The sequence below is a fragment of the Anaerosporobacter sp. genome (assembly GCF_031551385.1).
Lineage (GTDB): Bacteria > Bacillota > Clostridia > Lachnospirales > Lachnospiraceae > Anaerosporobacter.
The window spans coordinates 13539-34152 of record NZ_JAVBNS010000198.1 but is presented as its reverse complement, the minus strand read 5'-3'; the positions used below and the strand labels follow the sequence as shown (position 1 = coordinate 34152).

Annotated in this window: 22 protein-coding genes; 21 read left to right on the top strand and 1 reads right to left on the bottom strand. The window is 36.0% G+C overall.

Translation table 11 applies throughout. The features are described from left to right. Positions 1 to 220 precede the first annotated feature (220 nt). The 19 genes from RMR19_RS15580 (at position 221) to RMR19_RS15490 (ending at position 17672) form a co-directional block, all read left to right on the top strand. Positions 221 to 1168: a hypothetical protein gene (locus RMR19_RS15580; protein ID WP_310604419.1), complete on the top strand. Its 948-nt coding sequence runs from the start codon at positions 221 to 223 to the stop codon at positions 1166 to 1168. A gap of 162 nt (positions 1169 to 1330) precedes the next feature. Continuing rightward, positions 1331 to 3025: a glycosyl hydrolase family 18 protein gene (locus RMR19_RS15575; RefSeq protein ID WP_310604418.1), complete on the top strand. Its 1695-nt coding sequence runs from the start codon at positions 1331 to 1333 to the stop codon at positions 3023 to 3025. A 213-nt stretch (positions 3026 to 3238) separates the two neighbouring features. Next, positions 3239 to 5308 (top strand): glycoside hydrolase family 31 protein, encoded by a 2070-nt coding sequence (locus RMR19_RS15570; RefSeq protein WP_310604417.1) that lies wholly within the window; start codon positions 3239 to 3241, stop codon positions 5306 to 5308. Positions 5309 to 5458: 150 nt separating this feature from the next. Further along, positions 5459 to 6175, top strand: coding sequence for an N-acetylmuramoyl-L-alanine amidase (locus tag RMR19_RS15565; RefSeq protein WP_310604416.1), 717 nt, complete (start codon positions 5459 to 5461; stop codon positions 6173 to 6175). Between the two features lie 216 nt (positions 6176 to 6391). Next, complete coding sequence (locus RMR19_RS15560) at positions 6392 to 7447, top strand: L-threonylcarbamoyladenylate synthase (protein WP_310604415.1); 1056 nt, start codon at positions 6392 to 6394, stop codon at positions 7445 to 7447. Positions 7448 to 7465: 18 nt separating this feature from the next. Continuing rightward, the gene (locus RMR19_RS15555) at positions 7466 to 7918 is read left to right on the top strand and encodes a low molecular weight protein arginine phosphatase (protein ID WP_310604414.1); all 453 of its coding nucleotides are present in this window, start codon (positions 7466 to 7468) and stop codon (positions 7916 to 7918) included. Between the two features lie 5 nt (positions 7919 to 7923). Further along, positions 7924 to 8352: a ribose 5-phosphate isomerase B gene (gene rpiB / locus RMR19_RS15550; protein WP_310604413.1), complete on the top strand. Its 429-nt coding sequence runs from the start codon at positions 7924 to 7926 to the stop codon at positions 8350 to 8352. A 401-nt stretch (positions 8353 to 8753) separates the two neighbouring features. Then, on the top strand, positions 8754 to 9056 hold the full coding sequence (locus RMR19_RS15545) for an AtpZ/AtpI family protein (RefSeq protein WP_310604412.1): 303 nt from the start codon (positions 8754 to 8756) through the stop codon (positions 9054 to 9056). A 47-nt stretch (positions 9057 to 9103) separates the two neighbouring features. Continuing rightward, positions 9104 to 9493 (top strand): ATP synthase subunit I, encoded by a 390-nt coding sequence (locus RMR19_RS15540; RefSeq protein WP_310604411.1) that lies wholly within the window; start codon positions 9104 to 9106, stop codon positions 9491 to 9493. Positions 9494 to 9552: 59 nt separating this feature from the next. Beyond that, positions 9553 to 10269: a F0F1 ATP synthase subunit A gene (gene atpB, locus RMR19_RS15535; RefSeq protein ID WP_310604455.1), complete on the top strand. Its 717-nt coding sequence runs from the start codon at positions 9553 to 9555 to the stop codon at positions 10267 to 10269. 30 nt (positions 10270 to 10299) lie between these two features. Next, on the top strand, positions 10300 to 10554 hold the full coding sequence (gene atpE / locus RMR19_RS15530; protein WP_310604410.1) for an ATP synthase F0 subunit C: 255 nt from the start codon (positions 10300 to 10302) through the stop codon (positions 10552 to 10554). A 102-nt stretch (positions 10555 to 10656) separates the two neighbouring features. Continuing rightward, on the top strand, positions 10657 to 11175 hold the full coding sequence (atpF, locus tag RMR19_RS15525) for a F0F1 ATP synthase subunit B (RefSeq protein ID WP_310604454.1): 519 nt from the start codon (positions 10657 to 10659) through the stop codon (positions 11173 to 11175). Further along, entirely contained in the window at positions 11163 to 11708 is a 546-nt protein-coding gene (gene atpH / locus RMR19_RS15520; protein ID WP_310604409.1) for an ATP synthase F1 subunit delta, read from the top strand. The genes atpF and atpH overlap by 13 nt, the downstream gene beginning before the upstream one ends. 88 nt (positions 11709 to 11796) lie before the next feature. After that, positions 11797 to 13308, top strand: a complete 1512-nt coding sequence (gene atpA / locus RMR19_RS15515; protein WP_310604408.1) for a F0F1 ATP synthase subunit alpha — start codon at positions 11797 to 11799, stop codon at positions 13306 to 13308. 14 nt (positions 13309 to 13322) lie between these two features. Continuing rightward, the gene (gene atpG, locus RMR19_RS15510; protein WP_310604407.1) at positions 13323 to 14198 is read left to right on the top strand and encodes an ATP synthase F1 subunit gamma; all 876 of its coding nucleotides are present in this window, start codon (positions 13323 to 13325) and stop codon (positions 14196 to 14198) included. Between the two features lie 103 nt (positions 14199 to 14301). Then, positions 14302 to 15693: a F0F1 ATP synthase subunit beta gene (gene atpD, locus RMR19_RS15505; protein ID WP_310604406.1), complete on the top strand. Its 1392-nt coding sequence runs from the start codon at positions 14302 to 14304 to the stop codon at positions 15691 to 15693. A gap of 37 nt (positions 15694 to 15730) precedes the next feature. Then, positions 15731 to 16150 carry an ATP synthase F1 subunit epsilon gene (atpC, locus tag RMR19_RS15500; protein WP_310604405.1) on the top strand — a complete coding sequence of 140 codons (420 nt, stop codon included), beginning with the start codon at positions 15731 to 15733 and terminating at the stop codon, positions 16148 to 16150. 217 nt (positions 16151 to 16367) lie between these two features. After that, complete coding sequence (locus RMR19_RS15495) at positions 16368 to 17210, top strand: YwmB family TATA-box binding protein (protein WP_310604404.1); 843 nt, start codon at positions 16368 to 16370, stop codon at positions 17208 to 17210. Between the two features lie 228 nt (positions 17211 to 17438). After that, complete coding sequence (locus RMR19_RS15490; RefSeq protein WP_310604403.1) at positions 17439 to 17672, top strand: UDP-N-acetylenolpyruvoylglucosamine reductase; 234 nt, start codon at positions 17439 to 17441, stop codon at positions 17670 to 17672. A gap of 62 nt (positions 17673 to 17734) precedes the next feature. On the opposite strand, the gene RMR19_RS15485 is transcribed toward RMR19_RS15490, so the two are convergent. Next, a complete protein-coding gene (locus RMR19_RS15485) occupies positions 17735 to 18118 on the bottom strand; it encodes a hypothetical protein (RefSeq protein ID WP_310604402.1) in 384 nt (127 codons plus the stop codon). A 215-nt stretch (positions 18119 to 18333) separates the two neighbouring features. Here RMR19_RS15485 and RMR19_RS15480 point away from each other — a divergent pair, with 215 nt between their 5' ends. Together RMR19_RS15480 and RMR19_RS15475 are read left to right on the top strand one after the other, a co-directional pair. Continuing rightward, the gene (locus RMR19_RS15480; RefSeq protein WP_310604401.1) at positions 18334 to 19161 is read left to right on the top strand and encodes a hypothetical protein; all 828 of its coding nucleotides are present in this window, start codon (positions 18334 to 18336) and stop codon (positions 19159 to 19161) included. 258 nt (positions 19162 to 19419) lie between these two features. Beyond that, positions 19420 to 20592, top strand: a complete 1173-nt coding sequence (locus tag RMR19_RS15475) for a class I SAM-dependent methyltransferase (RefSeq protein WP_310604400.1) — start codon at positions 19420 to 19422, stop codon at positions 20590 to 20592. Positions 20593 to 20614 lie beyond the last annotated feature (22 nt).

Below are 20614 nucleotides of genomic sequence, written 5' to 3'. Positions count from 1 at the left end.
CACACAACGCAACCTTTTTATCCTAAAGCACCTTAATGGATTAATGCCATATTCATATACCGTGAAATACAAACTATACATTATAGAGCTAAATAGTTACACTTTTGCTAGATTATATGATATACTATATCTGTTTAGCAGAACTAGAGTTTTGCTAAAACAACAAAATTAGTCTTAATGCGTATATAAGGTGTATTGCCTAATACAGATAGGAGTAATCATGAACACATATGATATTCGAGAGCAGATAAAAAGGGAGAACAGGAATAAACTCATTGGTGAAATTGGAGTAGTTCTGTTTTTGTTAGCAATTATATTCTCTATTATCTTCATAGGTAAGTTATCTAATCCATTTCATGTAATAGAGGGGAAAGAAGGATTAAATCTGGAGAAAGAATATGATGCGGGAGCTAGTTACGTAAAAGTAACAGATGCATCACTGGAGTTTACAGGGTATTATAAAGAAGATAAGAACGGAAAGATTCTTTACAATTGTTATGCCACTCTTATAGGAGAGGAACAGTTCTTTGTGTTTGTACCAGCGAGCCGATCAGGAGAAGATATTGATAGCCCAGAGGAGCTTCTAACAAACTATTCATTTACAGCCCACATGCATACAGATGCAGATTTGTTAAATATCGTGGCCGAAGATTATAAAATGACTACGGAGGAATGGATTGATACTGGAGTTATATCAACAATAGTTCTGGATGAAGCCAATTCTGATATGACAAGAATGTATATAATATGGGTGGCGCTTATCTGCGTTGTTTTACTATGTCTTGCTTATTGCATTGTTTCATATAATAACTTAAAGGATATATATAAACGAAAAGAAGTTATGGATCTTACCCGTTATGGTGAGGTTGATAACATATTAGATTGCATTAATGAGGAAGTTGATAGCAGTCTTGAATTTGACTCCATCAATATGAAGATAACGAAGAATTATTTGATTGCATTTATTAATGGTAAGATATATATAGGAAAGAGAACGTCAATATCAAAGGTAGAAGTAGTATCAAAAGTAAAGAAAGTATACGGAATTGTTAAGCTTGGTTATGAGGATTTTCTTCAGATTTATGAAGGGGATAAAAAGGTATTTGAGATACCAAGTTTTAGTGAAGTAGAGGTAGTAGAAGTACTTACTATTATGAATTCGGATTAGCTTAATAAATTATTAAGGAATAATGAGTATAAACGGCGAGAAAAACATAGAAATGACATAAAAATACTGCTATAATTGTAGATAACGTACGTAGGATGACGAGGTTCAAATTGGCATTGTTGTCGTAATTAAAGTATCGTAATAAATTATGGAGGAATACGCATGAAACAGAAGATTAGATTAGCGCTAATAAGTATAATCTTACTCTTGGGGATTGTCATTACAGCAGCGATTGTGGTATATAACAAATTTGCTCCGAGCAAAGAGGTTATGGACCTTTATGAATATTATAAGGCAACAGATAACGAAGAGGTTGTTCTTGTTTTGCAAAATAGCATATATGAGCAAAGAGGACAAATCATTGATGGACAAATCTATGTTGATTATGATACGGTAACGACATATTTTAATAAACGATTTTATTGGGATAATAATGAAAGTCTATTAGTATACACTACTCCTACTGAGATTATTAAAGCAGAAGTGGGAAGCAAAGACTATTATATAAACAAAAGTAAGAAATCCATGAACTATCCAATAGCTAAGATGGAGGATGGAGTAGTATACATTGCTCTTGATTATGTGAAAGAATTTTCGGATATAGAATATACATTATATGAGAATCCAAACAGAATTGTAGTTTCTTATATATGGGGAGAGGAATTCCTATATGCGGATATAAAAGAAGCAACACAGCTTCGGAATGAACCAACAGCTAAGAGCCCTATATTGAAGCAATTGAAAAAGGGCGACCATGTAGAGCTTATTGTTGATGATGGTGAGATTGATGGAAAATTCACTAGAGTTATGACAGAGGATGGCATCATTGGATATGTTAAGAATTCAATGGCAAAGAATGCCTACTATGAAGTTATAGAAAGTGATTTTAAAGCCCCAGAGTATACAAGCATATTAAAGGATTATAAAGTGAACTTAACATTTCATCAAGTTACAAACCAAACAGCAAATGGTTACGTGCTAGAGTTACTTGGCAATACAAAAGGAGTAACGACAATATCACCAACATGGTTCAAGGTATCAAGTGTAGAAGGTGATGTGGAGTCCTTAGCAAGTGAAACATATGTAGGACGTGCACATAACTATGGTGTCGAAGTTTGGGCATTGGTCGATGATTTTACAAACGGTATTGATATGAAAGAATTGTTAGCCTATACGAGCAGAAGAGAGAAGTTATCGAATGAGTTAATTGCGTTGGCGATTAAATATAACCTAGATGGTTTAAATTTGGATTTTGAGAAAATTCCACAGGCAGCAGGTGCAGACTTCATTCAATTCCTACGTGAAATGTCTGTAAAATGCCGTAATAATAGTATAATTTTATCGGTAGATAATTATGTTCCAAGTGCGTATACTTCTTATTATGATAGAGCAGAACAGGGTGTACTTGTGGATTATGTAGTGACTATGGCATATGATGAACATATCAGTAGTTCGGACGGAAGTGGTTCTGTAGCTTCCATCGGTTTTGTGGAAGATGCCGTTACGAATGTCGTTAAGGAAGTTCCAGCCGAGAAAAACATAATTGCAATCCCTTTCTATACTAGATTATGGGAAGAGACAGCAGAGGGCGTAACAGCGAAAGCATACTCGATGCAACAAGCACAAAACATTCTAGACCAGAATCAAGCGGAAGCTACTTGGGATGATGAGACAAAACAATACTATGCGGAATATGAAAGTGGCGGAAAAACATATAAGATATGGTTAGAAGAGGAAGAGTCCTTAGAGGAAAAGCTTAAAGTTATTATGAACAACGACGTTGCAGGTATTGCAAGTTGGAAGCTTGGACTTGAGAAGAGCAGTGTTTGGAGCACGATTTTAAAGTATGTTAATTAAGTTCGTTTGTTAGTCGGTAAGAACGAGGATTTGAATTGATCTTGTCGTTCTGATATGAGATATAAATTCCCATGCAAGATTTTCATTTTTGAATCTGAAATTTTGCATGGGATTTTTTTGTTCATAATCGTAACTTGAAAGACGCAGTTTGGGCGAGTTACATGGTTTGGATGTATGATACTATTAAGAATGAAAGAGCAGGAGGAATACGGTATGCATTTTATTAGTGAGAATAATCGTTTGGTTTGCATTAATCAAACAGAGAGAATGTGGATTGAACCTTGGGGTGAAAATTCTCTACGTGTACGTGTGACAAGAGAAGCAAATATGGATCAGAATGATTGGGCATTAACAGAAGAACCAATTGCTTGTAATGCAGAGATTTGCATTGAAAAGGTTGACATCGTTGAGCCTTGGTATAAAGGTGAAGAGAGAGCAAAACACACGCAACAATTTGATGTTGCAAGCATTCGTAACGGTAAAATTATGGCTAATATTAATCATGAAGGTTGGTTGTCTTTCTATGATGAGAAAGGTAATGTACTTTTAGAAGAATATTGGAGAAACCGTTATCGTATTGACCGTTATTGTGTACCTTACTGTGTTGATGCTAGAGAATTGAAAGCAATACCTGGTGGAAGTGATTATCATGCCGTTCTTCGTTTTGAAGCATATGAGGATGAAAAAATCTTTGGTATGGGACAATACCAAGAAGGCAATTTAGATAAAAAAGGTTCGGTTTTAGACCTTTGCCAAAGAAACACACAAGCAAGTGTACCTTTCATGGTTTCCAGCAGAGGCTACGGAATGTTATGGAATAACCCTGCAATTGGAACAGCTACATTTGGTACGAATAAAACAGAATGGTTTGCAAAGAGCACGAAAAAGATTGATTATTTCATAACTGTTGGTGATACACCAGCACAAATTATTGAACAATATTCAGCAGTTACAGGTCGTGTACCAATGATGCCTGAGTATGGTATGGGATTTTGGCAATGTAAACTACGTTACCGTTCACAAGAGGAATTACTAAGTGTAGTTCGTGAACACAAACGTAGAGGTCTTCCAATGGATGTAATCGTTGCAGACTTCTTCCACTGGACAACACAAGGTGACTTTAAATTTGATCCGAAATACTGGCCAGATGTAGAAGCGATGACAAAAGAATTAAAATCATATGGAGTAGAATTAATGGCGTCTGTATGGCCTACAGTAGATTCAAGAAGTGAGAATTTCGCTAAGATGAATCAAGATGGTTTACTAGTTACTTGTGATCGTGGAGTTAACATTCATATGAACTGGATGGGTGAAACCGTATTCTTTGATGCAACAAACCCAGAATCACGCAAATATGTATGGGAAAGATGTAAAGAAAACTATTATGATAAGGGCGTTAATCTATTCTGGTTAGATGAAGCAGAACCTGAATTTGGACCTTATGATTATGATATCTATCGTTACCACCAAGGAAGTGCGTTACAATGCAGTAACATCTATCCTGCTATGTATGCAAAAGGTTTCTATGATGGAATGGTAGCAGAAGGAAACACAGAGCTTGTAAACTTAGTTCGTTGTGCATGGGCAGGTAGCCAAAAGTATGGTGCACTTATCTGGTCTGGTGATGTTCATTCTTCCTTCCGTGCAATGAGAGAACAATTACAAGCGGGTCTTAATATTGCGATGGCAGGTATTCCATGGTGGACAACAGATATCGGTGGATTCCTAGGTGGCGATATTACAGATGAGAAATTCCATGAATTATTAGTTCGTTGGTTTGCTTGGGGCGTATTCTGTCCAGTATTCCGTCTTCATGGAGAACGTCCACCATTCTATGAATTAGAAGAAGAATTCGTTGGTGGTGTTCGTCAATTCTCTTCAGGACAAGACAATGAAGTTTGGTCATTTGGTGAAGAGAACTATGAAATCTTAAAAGGTTTCTTATTCATGAGAGAACGTCTTCGTCCATACATTCGTGAATGCATGAAACGAGCTCATGAAGTGGGAAGTCCAGTTATGCGTCCAATGTTCTATGAATTCTCAGAAGATAAGACTTGTTGGGAATTGAAAGACCAATATATGTTTGGACCAGATATCTTGGTAGCTCCAATTATGGAAGAAAACGTGACAAAACGTTCTGTATACCTTCCAGCAGGGCTTTCATGGACAGATGCTAAGACAAGTAAAGTATATGAAGGTGGTCAATGGATTGAAGTGGATGCTCCAATTGATACGATTCCATTGTTTGTTAGGGAAGGAAAATCTTATCCGATTTATGAGTAGGAAGGGTAAGAAGTAATTTAGAATAAAAATAAATAGCAGATAGATTATAAGGCATTAGAGCGGAGACGTTCTAGTGCCTTTTTTGCGAATAGTTCGAATCCCTATATCATAAGATGTAAAAAGAACATATCGCTAGGATAAGACAAGACTATGAATAAGAAAAAAATTATTACGATATTGGCAAGTGCATTATTAATAATTGGGCTTTCAACGGCTGTTGGTATCAAAACATATAATGTATTCAATGAAAGTGACAAGAACCCAGAACCACTCATCCCTAAATGCACTGTAATTATTGACGCAGGTCATGGTGGTTTTGACCCAGGTAAGATAGGTGTAAATAATGCAAAAGAAAAAGACATTAATTTATTGATTGCTTTAAAGTTAGAAAAGCTATTAGAGCAAAATGATATTACCGTTATAATGACAAGGGAGACGGATGAGGGCTTATATCAAGCGTCGGATTCAAATAAGAAAAATGCGGATTTAAAGAAAAGGGTAGAAATTATTAATTCCAGTGATGCTGTTATCGCAGTAAGTATTCACCAAAATTCTTTTTCAGAGGAAAGTTCTTCAGGGGCACAAGTATTTTATCATAATAAATCACCAGAGGGAAAAATCTTAGCTGAGATTATTCAAGAACAGGTAAAAGAGACAATAAATGATGGAAACCATCGTGTGGCAAAATCGAATGAAAGTTATTATATGTTAAAGAAAACGGAGTGCCCACTTGTTATTGTGGAATGCGGCTTTTTATCTAATTGGCGAGAGGCAGAATTGCTTGTTAGTGAGAAGTACCAAGATAAGATGGCATGGGCAATCCATCTTGGGATTATGAATTATCTGAATACATATGTGTATGAGTAACTTGCATGGTTAATGTCGGATTCCGAGCTTTGTACTACGTTGCAGGACTGTTGCCTACTTGTACGTTTACAAAAAACATTTGCAAAATTATAAAAGGTATGCAAATATAGTAAGTAGTGTTATAATAAAGGTCGATAGAATTGGTCAAGAGAGTATTAAAATAAACGAGGTTCAAATTAGAATCATAGTCCTACCTAGGAAAAGGCGATGAAAGTTATGAAAACAATAGTAAAAAAGATAAATGAAGAAAACATGGAGGCGGGCTGTTTACAAGAGGCTGTTTCCATACTACAAAGAAAAGGTCTTGTTGCAATCCCAACAGAGACAGTCTATGGTCTTGGTGGTGATGCACTGGATGCGGAGGCATCGAAGAAGATATATGAAGCAAAAGGAAGACCGTCGGACAATCCGCTAATTGTTCATATTGCGGAGGTCGATAGTCTTGGGGAGCTTACGAAAGAAGTTCCTGAGAAAGCGTATAAACTGGCAGAGGCGTTTTGGCCGGGCCCATTGACGATGATTATGCAAAAGAGTGATAACGTACCATATGGTACAACAGGCGGTTTGAATACGGTGGCAATTCGTATGCCAAGTAATAAAATTGCACTGGAATTAATTCGTGAATCGGGAGTCTATATTGCGGCACCAAGTGCGAATACATCTGGTAGACCAAGCCCAACGAAAGCGGAGCATGTCATTGAGGACCTCAGTGGCAAAATCGATATGATTATTGATGGCGGAGCTGTTGGAATTGGACTAGAATCAACAATTGTTGACTTGACAGGTGAAGTACCAATGATTTTAAGACCTGGATTTATAACAAAGCAAATGCTAGAAGACGTGATAGGTCAGGTTGAAGTGGACAAAGCCATTATTGCAAAGAGTGTAGATCCAAGCCTGAAACCGAAAGCACCAGGAATGAAGTATAAACATTATGCACCAAAAGCAGAACTTACGATTGTAGAGGGTGCAGAGCAGGCAGTGGTAGACAAGATTAATGCCTGTGCAAAGCAAAAGATGGAAGCAGGATATCAAGTAGGAGTTATTGCAACGGACGAAACATTTGCAAGATATGAGGCAAGCATTGTGAAAACAATTGGCTCAAGATATGATGAAGAGCAGATTGCGAGAGGTTTGTATGCGATTCTTAGAGAATTCGATGAACAGCAAGTAGATGTGATATATTCAGAAGGATTTGCAGAGAGTAACCTAGGTCAAGCTATTATGAACCGTTTGCTAAAAGCAGCTGGTTACCATGTAATAGAAGTGTAGTAACGGGGGTGGATTGCAGTGATTAAGTATGAAAGATTGATTTTTGTATGTACTGGGAATACGTGCAGAGGTCCTATGGCTGAAGTGATTTTTAGAAGTTTGGAAACAGAGAGCGATATGGAGGTAATGTCACGAGGTTTGGTTGTTTTATTTCCAGAACCATCAAATCCGAAAGCAGACACAGTGGTACGAAATCATAATCTCTCAATCGGGGATCATATGTCGAAACCTCTCGAACAAGAGGATATTGATGAAGATACGTTAATTCTTACAATGACATTAGAACAGAAAGAAAAAGTTCAACGTGAATATGAGAATAGTGTGAATGTGTATACGTTAAAAGAATTCATCGGAGAAGACGGCGATGTAAGTGATCCATACGGAAAAGATCTTACCGATTATGAAGAGTGTTACATTGAATTAGCAAAACTAATCAAGAAAACAGTATATAAACTAAACGAGGAGGACTAAGGAAGATGATAGCGTTAGGTTGTGATCATGGTGGATATGATTTAAAGAAGGAGATTATTCAGTATTTAGAGTCAAAGAATATTCCTTACAAAGATTTGGGATGTGACAGTACAGAAGCAGTTGATTATCCTGTATATGCAAGAAAGGTTACAGATGCAATACTTTCAGGTGAATGTGAAAAAGGAATTCTAATCTGCGGAACTGGTATTGGAATCTCAATCGCAGCAAACAAAGTAAAGGGTATTCGTGCAGCATTATGCCACGATGTATTCAGTGCAGAGGCAACAAGACTTCATAACAATGCAAACATTCTTGCTATGGGTGGAAGAATTGTTGGACCAGGATTAGCAATTAAGATTGTTGATACATTCCTTCATACAGATTTCTCAAATGATGAGAGACATATTAACAGAATTGCTCAAATTGAAGATTAATAGTAGATAAATAAGATGGTGTTAGTTTGGAGAGAATCCGAATTAGCACCATTTTTGTGTATAAAAAGTGTTGATTTGTATTAAATGAATAAAATAGATAGATAATATGTATAATTTTAAGGGACAAAAAAATAGGAAATTAGTATTAAGAGGAACTGCAAAAATACCGTAAAACGTACGGTTAAGTGACTTTGTGGAAACGATTGGATGGCATTTGAGAGCTTATTTTGTGGACTTTTCGAAAAAAAATGGTATAATAAACATATGATTTCATACAAATATGGAAGTATTTTCATATAATACAACAAATTGTTGTCGAATGTAGTAATATATCAATTAAACCTAGAAATGTAATTTATTGAATTTTATGTCGATATGATAACAATGTATGAGGAGTAACCATGAAAAAAGAAAACAGAGAAATATTCCATGCATTAGGTTTAATTACACAGATTGGCCTGACATTGCTAACAACAGTGTTCTTATGTGTCTTTATTGGACATAAGATGGATGCGACATTCGGCACGAGTTTTTGGTTTCCTATTTGGCTTCTACTTGGATTATTAGCAGGATTTCGGAATATTTATGAGCTTGTTAAGAAATTCTATTCTAAAGATAAGCAAAAAGAGGATAAGGAATTAGAGTACTTTGAAAGTTTAAAGAGAAAGGACTCTAGCAAGAAATCAAAAAAGCTGAATAAGTAGTTGTAAATCTTCCATGAAAAATGATTGAGATAGGAGATTTTAGTTGTATGAAAAATATGAATGAAACATTAAAGGATTTAATTATTGGTATTGTTGTATCAGCAGTTGTCACTTGTATAGTTGGGACATTAATAGCCAACAATAAAGTATCATTCCTCTTAGGAGAGCTTCTCGGAACAGTAATTGCAATTATGATTGTAATTCACCTGAACGCAACTATATCGAAATCACTTGATATGGATGAAGGAGGAGCTACGAGTTACACAAAGAAGATGGCTATTCTTCGCATTTTTATTATGGGTTGCGCAGTTGTGGTAGCATTAACATTTCCTAATGTATTTAGTCTTATAGGGACTTTGTTGGGTATATTAGGGCTTAAATTTAGTGCGTATTTACAACCGTTAACTAATAAATTTATTACGAAAAAAATATTTTAACGAAGGAGGGTGGGAACGTGTATCAAGGGATAGCTGCCGTGTCCGGTAGTTTTGCCAGAATGGGAATACTTCATGCATCTGAAGAAGTTGATTTTGGAATTACTGGGTACCAAAAATATACGTTGTTTGGTCAAGAGTTATATTTTACTACAACGCATATTTCAATAATTATTGTTGCACTGACATTAATTATCTTTGCCTTAATTGCAAATCGGGCAATTAAGAGAGCCGATCCCGATAAAGTACCAGGTGCTTTTCTGAACATTGTTGAGTATATGGTGCAAGCGTTTGATAACTTAACGTTGAGCAACATGGGCACTAAGCATGGACCTAAGTTCTGCAATTACATCGGAACGTTATTTCTGTTTATATTGCTTAGCAATATATCCGGTCTGTTCGGACTTAGACCACCAACTGCCGATTACGGTACAACATTGGCGTTGGCGTTAATGACTTTTGTGATAATTCACTACAATGGATTTAAGTATCAAAAGGCAAGCCATATAACAGATTTGTTTAAGCCATTGTTGCTATCGCCAATTAATATCATTGGTGAAATTGCAACTCCGCTTTCAATGTCCTTACGTTTATTTGGTAATGTTTTATCTGGTACAGTTATGATGGGACTTATTTATGGTCTGTTACCAAAATTATTAACATTAGTATGGCCAGGTGTTTTACATGTATATTTCGATGTATTCTCTGGCGCTATCCAGACATATGTATTCTGTATGTTAACGATGGTATTTGTATCAAGCACATTTGATGAAGCTTAGTATTATTAGTATTAAAGGAGGAAATTAATTATGGAAAAAGCTATCGTATTAGCAGCTTCAGCTATTGGAGCAGGTATCGCAATGATCGCAGGTGTTGGTCCTGGTATTGGACAAGGTGTTGCAGCAGGACATGCAGCAGCAGCAGTAGGACGTAATCCAGGAGCAAGAGGTAATATCGTATCAACAATGTTACTTGGACAAGCCGTAGCCGAAACTACAGGTCTTTATGGTTTTGCCGTAGCTATTATCTTACTATACGCTAACCCATTAATCGGAAAGCTATAATTAGTTAAGTTTTAGATACAAACTTAGACTAAACCGAAGGGAGGTCAAAAAGTGAGTAGTATAATACTTGCAAGTTCGGGTGTACTCGAAGCTAGTGAAGGCATGGCAGGAAGAATCTTTGGTTTGGACGCACAGATGCTTGTTGATGCATGTATTCTTGCATTAGCAGTGTTTACGTTGTTTACATTATTGTCATATCTTCTATTTAATCCTGCACGTGAATTGCTAAGAAAACGTCAAGAGAAAATTCAATCAGAAATGGATTTCGCTGCAACAGAAAAAGCAGAAGCAGTGCAATTCAAGAGCGAATATGACAGCAAATTAAAGAGTGTAGATAAAGAGGCAGAAGAGATTCTTAGTCAAACTAGAAAGAAAGCACTTAAGAAAGAAACAGAAATCGTTGATGAGGCGAAAGCAGAAGCTGTTCGTATCATTGATAGAGCAAATAAAGAAGCAGAACTTGAGAAGAGCAAGATGAAGGATGAAGTGAAACAAGAGATGATATCCGTTGCTTCTATCATGGCTGGTAAAATTATATCAACTTCAATTGATGACAAAGAACAAGCCAGATTAATTGAAGATACATTAACAGAAATGGGTGATGATACATGGCAAAGTTAGTTTCAAAAACCTATGGCGAAGCATTATTTGATCTTGCTTTAGAAGAGGGAACACTTACTACCATTATCGAAGAAGTAAATGTGGCGAAGGAAGCAATTGCTGAAAACCCAGATTTAATGAAGTTTCTTAATCATCCTAAAATCGATAAAGAGGAAAAAATATCTGTTATTGAGAACATATTCAAAGGAAGAGTATCTGATTCTTTGGTAGGATTCTTAGTTATTATTGTTCGTAAGGACAGATACAGAGACCTTGATGGTATATTTGAGTATTTTAATACGAAAGTAAGAGAATATAAGAATATAGGAGTGGCTACCGTTACATCTGCTGTGGAATTAACAAAGGAGCAGATGGAGCAAGTGGAACAAAGATTGCTTCAAACTACAAAATATAACCAGGTTGAGTTATCATTCATGGTGGATGAAAGCTTAATAGGTGGACTAGTTATTCGTATTGGTGACAGAGTTGTAGATAGTAGTATTCGAACAAAACTACAAGTTCTTGAGAAGAATCTAAAGAATACAGCTGTGTAGACGAACGAAGGACAAAATAAAATAGCAACTTAGATATACTCTGAGTGGTTATATACTATATGAACAGGAAAGAAGGTGCTTATATATCATGAATTTGAGACCAGAAGAAATTAGTTCTGTTATCAAAGAACAGATCAAAAATTATAGTACAAAGTTAGAAGTGTCTGACGTTGGTACTGTAATCACAGTTGGTGATGGTATTGCACGTATTCACGGGCTTGAAAAAGCAATGCAAGGTGAACTACTTGAATTTCCTGGCGACGTTTATGGAATGGTATTAAACCTAGAAGAAGATAATGTAGGTGCTGTATTACTAGGTGATAATAAGAATATCAACGAAGGTGATACAGTGAAAACAACAGGTAGAGTAGTAGAAGTTCCTGTTGGTGATGCATTACTTGGTCGTGTTGTTAATGCGCTTGGTCAACCTATTGATGGTAAAGGACCAGTTGATACAGATAAATATCGTCAAATTGAAAGAGTTGCATCTGGTGTTATCTCTAGAAAATCCGTAGATACGCCTTTACAAACAGGTATTAAAGCAATCGATGCCATGGTTCCAATCGGACGTGGACAACGTGAGCTTATCATTGGTGATAGACAAACAGGAAAAACTGCAATTGCACTTGATACAATCATTAACCAAAAGGGACAAAATGTTAAATGTATCTATGTTGCAATTGGACAAAAATCTTCTACTGTTGCAACAATCGTTAAATCATTAGAAGAACATGGTGCAATGGATTATACAACAATCGTTGCATCTACAGCAAGTGAACTTGCACCATTACAGTATATCGCTCCATATTCAGGATGTGCTATGGGTGAAGAATGGATGGAAGCAGGACAAGATGTGTTAATCATCTATGATGATTTAAGTAAGCATGCAACAGCTTACCGTACACTTTCTTTACTACTTCGTAGACCACCAGGTCGTGAAGCGTACCCAGGTGATGTATTCTACCTTCATTCAAGATTGCTTGAAAGAGCAGCTCGTCTTTCAGATGAATTAGGAGGCGGTTCTTTAACTGCATTACCAATCATTGAAACACAAGCTGGTGACGTTTCTGCATATATTCCAACAAATGTAATCTCTATCACAGATGGTCAGATTTACTTGGAAACAGAAATGTTCAATGCTGGTTTCCGTCCAGCTATTAATGCGGGACTTTCTGTATCTCGTGTTGGTGGTTCAGCGCAAATCAAGGCAATGAAGAAAATTGCAGGTCCAATCCGTATTGACTTAGCGCAATATCGTGAATTGGCATCTTTTGCTCAGTTCGGTTCAGACCTAGATGCTGATACGAAAGAGAAACTTGCACAAGGTGAGAGAATCAAAGAAGTTTTAAAACAACCACAATACAATCCAATGCCAGTAGAGTATCAAGTTATTATCATCTATGCTGCTACGAAGAAGTATCTTCTTGATGTTGAAGTAAGTAGAATCCTAGAATTTGAAAAAGAATTCTTTGAATTCATCGATACAAAATATCCTGAAGTACCATCAGCGATTAAAGCTGAAAAAGTAATCAGTGATGAGACAGAAAATGTACTTGTTAAAGCTATTGAGGAATTCAAAAAAGAATTTAATCGTGGATAGAGGGGTGTGACGTTATGGCCTCAATGAGAGAGATTAAGAGACGTAAAGGCAGTATACAAAGCACCCAACAGATTACCAAAGCAATGAAGCTAGTTTCCACTGTAAAACTTCAAAGAGCAAAAGGTAGAGCAGAGAGTTCAAAACCGTATTTTGATTATATGTATAATACAGTTAGCTCAATGCTTGCAAAATCTGGAGATATTACGCATCCATATCTACAAGCAGGAGATTCACCAAAGAAAGCGATTATCGTAATTACATCGAATCGTGGTCTTGCAGGTGGATATAATTCAAATATTACGAAGCTAATCAGAAATTCTGATATTAAGAAAGAAGATGCTGTAATTTATGCCATTGGTAGAAAAGGTAGAGATGCTTTAGCTAGATATGGTTATGAAGTAAAAGCAGATTATTCGGAAGTAATAAATGAACCGATGTACAAGGATGCGGCTGAAATTGGTGCTGCGGTATTAGAAGCGTTCTCAAACAATGAAGTAGGCGAGATTTATATTGCTTATACAAGATTTAAGAATACGGTTACTCATATTCCAAGTTTGATTAAGTTGCTTCCTGTTGACCCTGATTTAGGGAAAGAGGAAGCAACAGCAGAGGCAAATTCGGTTGAAGCTCTTACGTTAATGAACTATGAGCCAGATGCAGAGGAAGCATTGGATATGATTATCCCTAAATATATGAATAGCTTAATCTATGGTGCTCTAGTAGAGGCAATTGCTAGTGAAAACGGCGCAAGAATGCAAGCCATGGATTCAGCGACTAATAATGCGGAAGAAATGATTGATAGCCTTTCATTAAGCTATAACCGCGCAAGACAAACTTCGATAACACAAGAGTTAACGGAAATTGTTGCGGGAGCTTCTGCGATTAGTTAAAAGAATAGTATTGGTATAGGAACTGAAAAGGTAACTATACAGATAATTGTAACTTGAAGGACGAAGTCCTGAGTAGTTACCTGAAAAGGAGTGAAGCAGAAAAATGGCAGATAAAAATGTTGGTAAAATCACTCAGATTATCGGTGCGGTACTTGATATAAAGTATAGTGAAGGTAAACTTCCTGAAATATATGATGCAATTGACATTCCTACAACAGATGGTAACAAATTAGTTGTAGAGGTAGCGCAACATCTTGGTGATGATACAGTTAGGTGTATCGCCATGGGTCCTACAGACGGTTTAGTTCGTGGTATGGATGCCATTGCAACAGGTGCACCGATATCTGTACCAGTTGGAGATCAAACACTTGGACGTATGTTCAACGTACTTGGTCAACCAATCGATGGTAAACCAGTGCCAGAAGGCATTGAATTTAATCCAATTCATAGAAAAGCACCAGCATATGAAGAACAATCTACATCAACTGAGATGTTAGAAACAGGTATTAAAGTAGTAGACTTACTTTGTCCATATCTTAAAGGTGGTAAGATTGGTCTATTCGGTGGTGCTGGTGTAGGTAAAACGGTTCTTATCCAAGAGCTTATTACAAACATTGCAACTGAGCATGGTGGATACTCTGTATTCACTGGTGTTGGTGAAAGAACAAGAGAAGGTAATGACCTTTATTATGAAATGATGGAATCAGGAGTTCTTGCTAAAACTGCCATGGTATTTGGTCAGATGAATGAGCCACCTGGAGCGAGAATGCGTGTTGGTCTTACTGGACTAACAATTGCTGAAAACTTCCGTGATAAAGAAGGACAAGACGTGTTATTATTCATTGATAACATCTTCCGTTTTACACAAGCAGGTTCAGAGGTTTCTGCGTTGCTTGGACGTATGCCAAGTGCCGTTGGTTACCAACCAACTCTTCAAACAGAAATGGGTGCTCTACAAGAGCGTATTACGTCAACGAAAAATGGTTCTATTACATCTGTTCAAGCTGTATATGTACCAGCCGATGACTTAACTGACCCAGCTCCAGCAACTACATTCGCCCATCTTGATGCGAAGACAGTACTTTCTCGTTCTATCGTAGAACTTGGTATCTACCCAGCAGTAGATCCACTTGAATCGACTTCGAGAATTCTTGATCCTCGTGTTGTTGGTGAGGAACATTATAGTGTAGCACGTAGAGTTCAAGAGATTCTTCAAAAATACAAAGAGTTACAAGATATTATTGCAATCCTTGGTATGGATGAATTATCAGAAGAAGAAAAACTTATTGTATCAAGAGCGAGAAAGATACAAAGATTCCTTTCTCAGCCTTTCAACGTTGCAGAGCAATTTACAGGCTTAGAAGGTAAATATGTACCGATTGCTGAGACAATTCAAGGCTTCAAAGAAATTATTGAAGGTAAACACGATGATATACCTGAGAGTTACTTCCTTAATGCAGGTAATATAGATGACGTTCTTGCCCGCGTTAAATAGGTATACGTTGCAGTTACTGGAAAGTTGAGGTGCTTGAATGGCAGATACAAAAACATTTAATCTACAAGTAGTTACACCTGACCGAATCTTCTTTCAAGGCGAGGCAGAGATGATTGAACTAAAAACAACAGAAGGTGACATTGGTGTGTTAAAAGATCATATTCCTTTAACTGCAATTGTTGCACCTGGTGTACTTAGAATTATCAATGGTGGCGAAGTGAAGGAAGCAGCTTTATTAAGCGGTTTCATCGAAATTCTTCAAGATAAAGTTATTGTATTAGCAGAATCTTGTGAATGGCCAGATGAAATTGATATCAATCGTGCAAACGAAGCAAAAATTCGTGCAGAGCGTCGTCTAAAAGCTACAGATGCAGGACAAATTAACATTACTCGTGCAGAAATGGCGTTACATCGCTCGTTAATTCGTATTGAATTAGCTGAAAAGTCAAAACACTAAAATATTGAACCAGCTACATAGTCTAAAAAGGACTGTGTGGCTGGTTTTTTATATTTGAATAAATATTTCCTAGTATTCATGAATGTCTGTTTATAACATTTTGACTCTTTGTATTTAAATCATAGAAAACCACCATATGTTTAAAAGAATAAATTCTGGGAATAATTAAAACATCAAAGAAACATGAAAAATATTCCAATAATATAGAGGTGATGATATGAATCAATATACAGAGAAAGCAAAAGGCTGGATTGTAGAAGTTTTGAGGGACATGAAAAAAATTCCGCGTGTTATGAAAAGGCAGAATAGAAAAGTGAGAATGATCGCATACACAGCGGTTGTTTTCTGGATTGCGGTGTTATCGCAAGTGGTGGTAAACCGTTATTTCACAGATGATAGTAAGCTGGTTGATGCATTTACAAAAGCAAATTCGGTTATTATGAATAGCAATTTATATGTAGTTACGGATATGGGAACGAAGTTTATGAGTGAGGAAGATGAGAAGAATTTACTGCAGTATATGTCTTCTGAGATTGGTTTGACGGAAGAATGTAAAATTACTCGTGAAGAGGATTCGGATACAATTCTAACAAAGAAGGAATCGGATCAAGCGACAACGGTTATTAAATTGATAAGAAATCGTGAAAAGACAAAACAAGGAACTTATGTGGTAAGGAGATATCTAATTGTTGATATTACGATTAAAGAAGACGTTAATAGTATTCTTGTTTATAAGAAAAAAACAGAGAAGATTATAGCAAAGTTAGATGCAACGACTTCAGAAAGTCAAGTGACATTTACAGGAACATATGATGGTAAATTAACAATAGAGGAACGAAATAATATTGCAAACCAGTTTGTCAGAGATTTGCAAGCGAATATTGTTGTGGAACAACGAGGGGATGAGTTGTATACGATTTATGCATATACGGGGCTAATTAACGATTATGTTAAATCGGAAGGCAATAAGATTAATGTAAATATTGCATTTACTTATAATGAGAAAAAGAATAAGACGAATCTGTATGTAGCAACTCCTATTTTGAATCAGGATTATTAAATTAATGAAGACAAAAACCGCGTATCTAGTAGTGTTAGTAGAGACGCGGTTGACTTTGGTTTATGGATTTTTGCTGATATGTAGTATTTGAAGTGGTGGTAATAATGGAGGTATATTGGTGCTTAAATAATCTGTGCATTATGCTATACTAAGTATAGAAACCAGTGTCTATAAGTAGATAGGCATTGAGAAATTGATACTTTCTGCAATAGGAAAGGGGTAATTATTATGACAAAAATTAAAGAAGATGCAATTCGAATGATACAAAAGATGCCAGATGACAAGGTGATATATATTCTTAAAATTATGGAAGGTATAAATGGTTTGTATGAGGATAAAGAGATGCAGGAAAGAGAAGCTGCATTTCAAAAGCTGGAGGAACTAAGAAAATCAGTTCCAGATTTGGATTATGAAAAGGAGCTTGCTGAGTCTAGGGAGGAAAGATATGCGAATTTTAATTGATACCAATGTATTGTTGGACTATCTAATGAAGCGTACTCCTTATGAAGAGGATGCAAAACAAATTATTGAAAATATTTCTCAGTATACCATACAGAAAAAATACAATCACTGCCACCAGTTGCAAAAGTTTCAACAATATCCATATGACAGTCTTCGTCATTATCAGGGTGTTGTTCACGAATTTCTTTAAAATATTTTTTGTTATATGTAGAATACTTGTTAGCTTTGATACAGGCACATTCTTCCCTGATAGGTATTAAGTCCTCTTCAGGGATTGAATTTTCTAAACGTTCTGTAATCTCTGTTGCCCACTTACGAATTTCATTTGCAGACTCGTCACCTGTTACATAATCCAAACCATGAAGAATCTCATCTGCCTTTCCCTTACCAAGTCGTAAGTCAATCTGTTTATGTAATTTATCGTAGTGTTTTTTGACGTTATCCATTGCGTTCATCCATCCTTTCGCTTATAAAAATATTTTACGGTAGTGCCTTTTGAACAATTATTTTAATTATAACATAAGAACGTTGATAACAATATGTCATATTATTAGAATACATCATATGTTGAAAGAGGAAGGTTACTGAATTATTTTATAATTGCACATATCGTTTTTTATCTCATATATTAAATAGTGATATAACATTGAGGAGATAAAACATGAGTAATGATACATGCAAATGCAGTCAGACTACAAATGAGTACATGGATTTCTTGACGAATAATTTCTTGAGTTATGATGATATGTACCGTGACATGATAAATTCAAATATTACTAGTAAGCATTGCAGGTTTAGAAGCGATTCGAGCGATAGTAGATGTGCAGAAGGAATGGCAGAAGAAGCTGTAGAGAATGTAAAGGAAGCGCTGGAAAATGAGGATAGTATTGTTGAAAGAGTAGTAGAAGAGACAAACGAAGAAACAGAAAGATTTAATAGAAGAGCGATGTCAGAAGATATGGACTTGGAAGAATTGATTAATGAATATAAAAGAGGAGGTTGTAATCCTTACTGTATGCCAATTGGAGTTCGAATCCCTAATTCTTGTTACGAGGAAGAGATGCCAGAGTTTTTACGTCCAAATCATAGGGAAGTAGAGGAAGAGACGTTAGACGATGATATCAATTATATGAAGGGTATGTACCCAAGAGCAGCAAGAAGAGTACTAGAGAGTATAGAGGATGAATGTGATAAGTTAGAGTATGCAGGAAGCTGTATGTTTGATGAGTTCCCAGATCGTACAAATATTAGTAGAATCATTCTTCGTATTTATGAAAATGTTAGGGATTTAGAGTCAAATCCAGAAAATGAAAAAGATGGTGAGGTAGAGACAAAACAGTATTGTGGTGGCAGGTATTGTCCGAATAACCGTTGCGTAGATTGCTACGATGATGGAAGACCAAACTGGTTATATCAATTAATCCAAACAATGCTTTTTCAAGAGATGATAAATCGAAGAAGAAGATACCGCTATCGCAGATGGAGATAATAATGTGAAAAATCAGGCTGCTGTAAGTTCGTAAGAACTTGCAGCAGTTTTCGCTGTGTATAATGAGGTTACTACGAACATTTTGTGTGAATAGTAAAGGTAATTAGAAATAAAAGAATTTTTTAAGAATTATATTGTTGTAGAACCGTGGAAAAATAGGTACAATATAACATATGACAAGTAGCCTTGCTACTTGTCATATGTTAACAACGTTAACAGTCTGTTATTATACAGTAGAAGTAAAAAGGAGAAATAACCATGGATAGTAACATTGTCTCAATACTGAATGAGACTTTAAATATAGATTTATTAGATATCATTATTAGTAACCCAACAAAAAAAGAAGGGGTTACTAAGATTAAGATAAGACCAATACTTTTGCAAGATGTGTTACATTTTCAAGTAGAACAATATGAAGGAAAACAAGTCTTTCATAGTAATGATACAAAAGAAGATATTATGGAAAAGGCAGAGAAGTGGTTAACAGAAGACTTTAAGCAAGTAGAGATACGGACAAAAGAGAGACAATATATCATATTAATAAGCAAAAAAGGAAAAGTTACAATTAAGAAGAAGGAACAGAAAGTAATAGGAGTAAAGCAAAATCTTACTCATAATCGTACAAAACAATATCTGCTACAAGAAGGGACAGTCGTTCCGTTTTTAGTAGACCTTGGAGTTATGACAGCGGAAGGAAAGATTGTACATGCGAAGTATGATAAATTTAAGCAGATAAACCGTTATCTTGAATTTATAGAAGACATTATACCAAGCTTAGAAGCTGTTCTTAAACAAAAAGACGAGTTAACAATTATTGATTTTGGATGTGGAAAGTCATACTTAACATTTGCGATGTATTATTACCTACATGAAGTGAAGGGGTATAACATCCATGTAATTGGACTTGACTTAAAAGACGAAGTTATTAAAAACTGCAATGGTTTAGCCAAACGATACGAATACAAGAAACTAGAATTCCTACATGGAGATATCGCAACATATGAAGGAGTAGATTTTGTAGACATGGTAGTAACACTACACGCATGCGACACAGCAACGGATTATGCATTGCATAAAGCCGTTACATGGGGAGCAAAAGTAATCCTATCCGTACCATGTTGCCAACATGAAGTAAACAAGCAAATCCAATGTGATATACTAGAACCTGTACTAAAATACGGATTAATACAGGAAAGAACGTCTGCCCTAATCACTGACTCAATGAGAGCCTCCCTACTCGAAATCCTAGGCTACAAAACACAAATCCTAGAATTTATCGATATGGAACATACACCAAAGAATATCTTAATAAGAGCAGTAAAAACTGGAACACCAAAAAACCAGAAAGAATTACTAGAGAAATATATGAGCTGTAAGGAATATCTGCATATTGAACCAACATTATATAAACTGTGCAAAGATATTATTTAAAATAAAAATAACGAAAGGAATA

What these genes read in the sequence shown, in the direction of transcription:
- RMR19_RS15570 (WP_310604417.1), top strand. Translation starts at nt 3,239, where the DNA reads ATGCATTTTATTAGTGAGAATAATCGTTTGGTTTGCATTAATCAAACA.
- atpD (WP_310604406.1), top strand. Translation starts at nt 14,302, where the DNA reads ATGGCAGATAAAAATGTTGGTAAAATCACTCAGATTATCGGTGCGGTA.
- RMR19_RS15495 (WP_310604404.1), top strand. Translation starts at nt 16,368, where the DNA reads ATGAATCAATATACAGAGAAAGCAAAAGGCTGGATTGTAGAAGTTTTG.
- RMR19_RS15580 (WP_310604419.1), top strand. Translation starts at nt 221, where the DNA reads ATGAACACATATGATATTCGAGAGCAGATAAAAAGGGAGAACAGGAAT.
- atpH (WP_310604409.1), top strand. Translation starts at nt 11,163, where the DNA reads ATGGCAAAGTTAGTTTCAAAAACCTATGGCGAAGCATTATTTGATCTT.
- atpC (WP_310604405.1), top strand. Translation starts at nt 15,731, where the DNA reads ATGGCAGATACAAAAACATTTAATCTACAAGTAGTTACACCTGACCGA.
- RMR19_RS15490 (WP_310604403.1), top strand. Translation starts at nt 17,439, where the DNA reads ATGACAAAAATTAAAGAAGATGCAATTCGAATGATACAAAAGATGCCA.
- rpiB (WP_310604413.1), top strand. Translation starts at nt 7,924, where the DNA reads ATGATAGCGTTAGGTTGTGATCATGGTGGATATGATTTAAAGAAGGAG.
- RMR19_RS15545 (WP_310604412.1), top strand. Translation starts at nt 8,754, where the DNA reads ATGAAAAAAGAAAACAGAGAAATATTCCATGCATTAGGTTTAATTACA.
- RMR19_RS15540 (WP_310604411.1), top strand. Translation starts at nt 9,104, where the DNA reads ATGAAAAATATGAATGAAACATTAAAGGATTTAATTATTGGTATTGTT.
- RMR19_RS15565 (WP_310604416.1), top strand. Translation starts at nt 5,459, where the DNA reads ATGAATAAGAAAAAAATTATTACGATATTGGCAAGTGCATTATTAATA.
- atpB (WP_310604455.1), top strand. Translation starts at nt 9,553, where the DNA reads ATGGGAATACTTCATGCATCTGAAGAAGTTGATTTTGGAATTACTGGG.
- RMR19_RS15575 (WP_310604418.1), top strand. Translation starts at nt 1,331, where the DNA reads ATGAAACAGAAGATTAGATTAGCGCTAATAAGTATAATCTTACTCTTG.
- RMR19_RS15480 (WP_310604401.1), top strand. Translation starts at nt 18,334, where the DNA reads ATGAGTAATGATACATGCAAATGCAGTCAGACTACAAATGAGTACATG.
- RMR19_RS15475 (WP_310604400.1), top strand. Translation starts at nt 19,420, where the DNA reads ATGGATAGTAACATTGTCTCAATACTGAATGAGACTTTAAATATAGAT.
- atpG (WP_310604407.1), top strand. Translation starts at nt 13,323, where the DNA reads ATGGCCTCAATGAGAGAGATTAAGAGACGTAAAGGCAGTATACAAAGC.
- RMR19_RS15485 (WP_310604402.1), bottom strand. Translation starts at nt 18,118, where the DNA reads ATGGATAACGTCAAAAAACACTACGATAAATTACATAAACAGATTGAC.
- atpE (WP_310604410.1), top strand. Translation starts at nt 10,300, where the DNA reads ATGGAAAAAGCTATCGTATTAGCAGCTTCAGCTATTGGAGCAGGTATC.
- RMR19_RS15560 (WP_310604415.1), top strand. Translation starts at nt 6,392, where the DNA reads ATGAAAACAATAGTAAAAAAGATAAATGAAGAAAACATGGAGGCGGGC.
- atpF (WP_310604454.1), top strand. Translation starts at nt 10,657, where the DNA reads ATGGCAGGAAGAATCTTTGGTTTGGACGCACAGATGCTTGTTGATGCA.
- atpA (WP_310604408.1), top strand. Translation starts at nt 11,797, where the DNA reads ATGAATTTGAGACCAGAAGAAATTAGTTCTGTTATCAAAGAACAGATC.